Annotated in this window: 4 protein-coding genes; 2 read left to right on the forward strand and 2 right to left on the reverse strand. The window is 44.0% G+C overall.

Going from position 1 to position 4,822, the window contains the following annotated elements; all coding sequences use genetic code 11:
- The first annotated feature begins 84 nt into the window (after window positions 1-84).
- Complete coding sequence (locus ACMJ0U_RS02165) at window positions 85-1,185, forward strand: redoxin domain-containing protein (protein ID WP_417127874.1); 1,101 nt, start codon at window positions 85-87, stop codon at window positions 1,183-1,185.
- A gap of 93 nt (window positions 1,186-1,278) precedes the next feature.
- Here the strand turns inward: ACMJ0U_RS02165 and ACMJ0U_RS02170 are convergent, their stop codons facing one another.
- A complete protein-coding gene (locus ACMJ0U_RS02170) occupies window positions 1,279-2,823 on the reverse strand; it encodes a peptide MFS transporter (protein ID WP_417127876.1) in 1,545 nt (514 codons plus the stop codon).
- Window positions 2,824-2,957: 134 nt separating this feature from the next.
- Window positions 2,958-3,578, reverse strand: a complete 621-nt coding sequence (locus ACMJ0U_RS02175) for a tetratricopeptide repeat protein (RefSeq protein WP_417127877.1) — start codon at window positions 3,576-3,578, stop codon at window positions 2,958-2,960.
- 208 nt (window positions 3,579-3,786) lie between these two features.
- Between ACMJ0U_RS02175 and ACMJ0U_RS02180 the strand changes: the two genes are divergently transcribed.
- Window positions 3,787-4,822: phosphotransferase enzyme family protein (locus ACMJ0U_RS02180; protein ID WP_417127878.1), on the forward strand; the 1,036-nt coding region annotated here is incomplete at its 3' end.

Consider the following 4,822-nt stretch of genomic DNA (forward strand, 5'->3'; position numbering starts at 1 on the left):
CTTTTATAAAAAATAGGGCTGTTTTCTCTGAAACGATTATCTTTGTCCCGTTATTTTCAACAAAAACCGGAATAAACGTATAAAATGAAAAAAATTGTATTATTTGCAGCAGCCGGACTGATGTCTTTGGCTGCTTGTCAGGAAAAAGCAGGCTATATCATTAAGGGTACAGCCGAAGGTGTGGCCGATGGCGATACCGTATTCTTGCAGAAACAGACAGAAGAAGGTTTTGAAGCACTTGATTCTGTAGTCGTAAAAAACGGTACTTTTGAGTTTAAGGGAACTCCCGATTCAGTGGCTGTATCTCGTTTCGTAACTTACATGAAGGGAGATGCCCGTATGGCTGCCATGGTGTTTGTAGAAAAAGGAAACATTCAGGTAAATCTGAGCCCGATGGAAAGCCGTATTTCAGGAACACCGAACAACGATACTTATCAGAAGTTCATGGATGAATACCAGAAGATTGGTAAGGAAATGAACGACATGTACCAGAAGATTAAGGGTGATACTTTGTTGACTGAAGAACAGCGTGATTCACTGATGGAAGTTCTTGACAAGAAGGAAACAGAAGGTATGGACCGTATTTATCAGCTCGTGTCTGAGAATATTGCTAGTGCCGCAGGGGTACACTTGCTGACCATGTTCGGTTCTTCTTTCGAAGTAGAAAAAGTACAGCCTTTGCTGGAAAAGGTTCCGGCAGCTTTTGCTGACAATGAAGATGTGAAGGCTTTGAAGGAACATGTAGAGACAGTGGCTAAGACAGCAGTCGGAAAGAAATTTATCGATTTTACGCTGAATACGCCGGAAGGCAAACCGGTGAAATTGTCTGACTTCATCGCTGCCAACAACTATACACTGATTGATTTCTGGGCCAGCTGGTGCGGACCTTGCCGCATGGAAATGCCGAATGTAGTAGCTGCTTATGCGAAGTATAAAGCAAAAGGCTTCGGCATTGTAGGTGTATCTTTGGATAACGATGTAGAAAGCTGGAAGAAGGCAATCAAAGATTTGAACATCACTTGGCCGCAGATGTCTGACCTGAAAGGCTGGCAGTGTGAAGGTGCGGCTTTGTATGGCGTGCGTGCCATCCCGGCTACTTTGCTGGTTTCAAAAGACGGTACAATCGTAGCTCGTGACTTGCGTGGTGAAGACCTGGAAGCGAAACTTGCAGAACTGATGAAATAATCAGTTTCTTTAAAGTAAGAACTTATTATAAAAGAAACGCGGACCCTTCGATAGAGAGGCCCGCGTTTTTTATGGGTATGTGAAGGAAGTTTTTTATACTTCCATCATTTTCTTGAGTTTTCCTGAGAGCAGGAAAAGGATAACGGCAGCTGCTCCGCTCATGAACACGAAAAGCATGAAGAAGTCGAACAGATTTTCAATGGGATAGCCCATGAAGCTTTTGCTTACCCCATGTTCCGGATAGTAACCGCTCAGCAGACCGGCAAACTTGTTGGCAGCCGAGGTACTCAGGTACCATACGCCCATTAGCAGTGAAGAAAAACGGGCAGGTGATAGTTTATACACCAATGAGAGTCCGATAGGTGCCAGACAGAGTTCACCCATGGTGTGAATCAGGTAAAGACCAGTAAGCCATACCATGCTTACCTTCACCCCCGGATCAATGTCTTTCACCCCGAAGGCAATGAACAGATAGCCTAACGCTAACAATCCCAATCCGAAGGCCTGCTTGCAGGGAGAACTTGGTTCAATGCCTCTTTTACCTAAGAATGACCATACCGCAGCGAAAATCGGAGCCAGTGTAACAATCATAATAGGGTTGAATGACTGGAAATAGGCGGCAGGCATTTCCCATCCTCCGATGTGACGGTTAGTCTGTTCGTCGGCAAAGAAAGTGAGGGAGGCACCGGCCTGTTCGTAGGCAGCCCAGAAGAAGATAACGAAAAATGCAATGATGTAAATCACTCCGATACGCAGTTTCTCGTGTCGGCTCAGTGAGTGGTCGGTAATGATAATCACCGGCATGACGATGGTAGTGGCGTAAATCAGTGAACCAATCCAGTCGGCGTCGGCAAACAGGTGCGCGCTGTCTGCATTCCAATTGATGGAGAAAAGCAAGGTAAGCAGAAGGGTGCTTCCGATCATCAGAAGGGTGCGCGAAGTGGATTTCTGTGAAGAAGTTTCTGATTGCTGTGTGGTTGATGCGCTTCTTTGTGGGGCAACACCTACTGGATTGCCATCGGGGTCGCATATGTATTTGTTCTTGAAAATCTGAAATACGGTTGCTCCCAGTATCATGCCGATGCAGGCAGCTAAGAATCCCCATTTGAAGTCCTCCGGATGTCCGGTATTTCCTACGAGTCCGCATACCAGCGGGGCGAGGGTAGAGCCTACGTTTACACCCATATAGAAGATGGTGAAGGCTGAGTCCTTCCGGTTGTCATCGGGTGTATAGAGCCGTCCCACCATGGTCGAGATGTTGGGCTTGAAAAAACCGTTTCCTAAAATCAGCAGTCCCAATCCGCAAAACATCAGGTATTTGGCCAATGCCACTTCCTGAAAATAGCAGGCACTGAGGAACAGCAGGAACTGACCGAGTGCCATGGTCAGTGCGCCAACTACGATGGACCGTCGGTTACCCCAGTAGCGGTCGGCAATGTATCCGCCGATGAGCGGAGTAAGATACACCAGTCCCGTGTAACTGCCATACACTTGTGAAGCCATTTCCTTGTCGAAAAGCAACGCCTGTACCATGTAAAGCATGAACAGTGCGCGCATGCCGTAGTAACTGAACCGTTCCCACATCTCAGTTACGAAGAGTAAATAAAGTCCTTTTGGATGCCCTTTTGTTTGATTCATTCTGTTTTTGTTGATAAAATGTTAGTAAATCGATACTTTTTGCAAAAATAGAAAATCATTTGCTCTCCTGCAAATGAAAAAGCCATCCCAAAGAGTGAGATGGCTTTCAAGTATAATGTAAGTTTATGAATTTATCAATGGATAGTAACTTGGTCCAGTTGCTGGTAAGTAGCAGTGATACGTTCCATGAATTCTGAAGTAGGAGCTACCGCCATAAGTTGCAGCACCAAATCGTTTACATCAGCTTTGCTGTCGAGCTTGAGTGCGCGTGTCAGATCATTAAGAGACTCTTCATAACGTTCTGTTTCAAAGTAGAGTTGCGCGCGCGATTTGTAGTTTTCTACATCTTCCGGATTCAGACGAATCGCTTCATTCAAGTCTGCTTCGGCACGTTCCCACATTTTCAGGTTAGTAAGCAGCACTCCTCTGGAATAGTGTGCAAACGAACGGTATTCTGTATCGGCTTCCGGAATAAGTTCCAGACTGGAGTTCAATGCCTGCAATGCCAGCTTGGTATTATTGCAGAAATTGCAGATTAGTGCCATGTAGCAATGTGCATATCCGTTGTCAGGATGTTCATTGATTTCTGCATTTAAATAGGTATAGGCAGCTTCGGGATTTCCTTCATTGAGGGCTTCCACTCCCTTTACGTAGTTTTCACTTTCAGGGCGTTGAATATTTTCTCCATACATTTGTATGGTAGAAATAAAACAGCAAATCAGAATTGCTGAGAGTGTTTTCATGGTGGCTTTCATAGAGTCTAGTTTTTATTAACGGGCGCAAATCTATAAACTTTTTATTATACTGCAAAGATTTTGCAGAAAATATTACAATTAGATGAAGGTAATCCGTAAAAACTTCCCTATATTTGCAGTGGAGAAAAATCAGAATATTTTAAAAGGTATTTCGAATAAGTATAGATTCTAATTAAATAATATAGTAAACCTAATTTATTTGGTAACCATGAAATCACTTAATGAAATTATTGCACAATTCCCGGAGGTTGGAGAGGTGAAAGAAATAATTCCTTTGACAGCCGGTTTGATTAATCAGACTTATAAAGTTCAGACTGCAGATCCGCAGGCTTGCGACTATATATTGCAGTGTGTCAATCATCAGGTATTTAAGGATGTAGCACTTCTTCAGCATAATATTGAGTGTGTGACCCGTCATATTCGTGAGAAACTGGAAAAGGCTCATGAAACGGATATAGATCGCAAGGTACTTCGTTTTGTACCGACTGCCGAAGGAAAGACATATTATTTTGATGGAGAACGTTACTGGCGTGTGTGCGTGTTCATTCCTGAGTCGCAGACACTGGAAGCTGTAACTCCTGAATCATCTTATTTGGTAGGTGTGAAGTTTGGTGAGTTTGAGGCCATGCTGGCCGACCTTCCCGAGAAACTGGGTGAAACCATCCCTGATTTTCATAACATGGAATTCCGCATGCAGCAGTTGCGTGAGGCTGTGGCACAGAATGCGGCAGGGCGCATGGAGAAAGTGCAGTCGCTTGTAGATGAAATTGAAAAAGATGCGGAAGAAATGTGTGCGGCTGAACGTTTGTATCGGGAAGGGAAACTGCCGAAACGTATCTGCCATTGTGATACGAAGGTATCGAACATGTTGTTTGATAAAGACGGAAAGGTGCTGTGTGTAATCGATTTGGATACAACCATGCCAAGTTTCGTATTCTCTGATTTTGGTGATTTCCTTCGTTCTGCTGGTAATACCGCTCCTGAAGATGAACCTGATTTGGATAAGATTCATTTCAACATGGACATTTTCCGTGCTTTTGCTAAGGGATACATCGAATCGGCCAAGAGTTTCCTTACTTCGCTGGAAATAGAAATGTTGCCTTATGCTGTGATGCTGTTCCCTTACATGCAAGCCGTGCGTTTCTTGGCTGACTACATTAATGGGGATATGTATTATCAGATAAAATATCCTGAACACAATTACGTGCGTACACTGGCACAATATAAGTTGTATCAGGAAGCGC

Origin of the sequence: Phocaeicola sp. (assembly GCF_048170425.1) — a bacterium.
Classification (GTDB): Bacteria; Bacteroidota; Bacteroidia; order Bacteroidales; family Bacteroidaceae; genus Phocaeicola.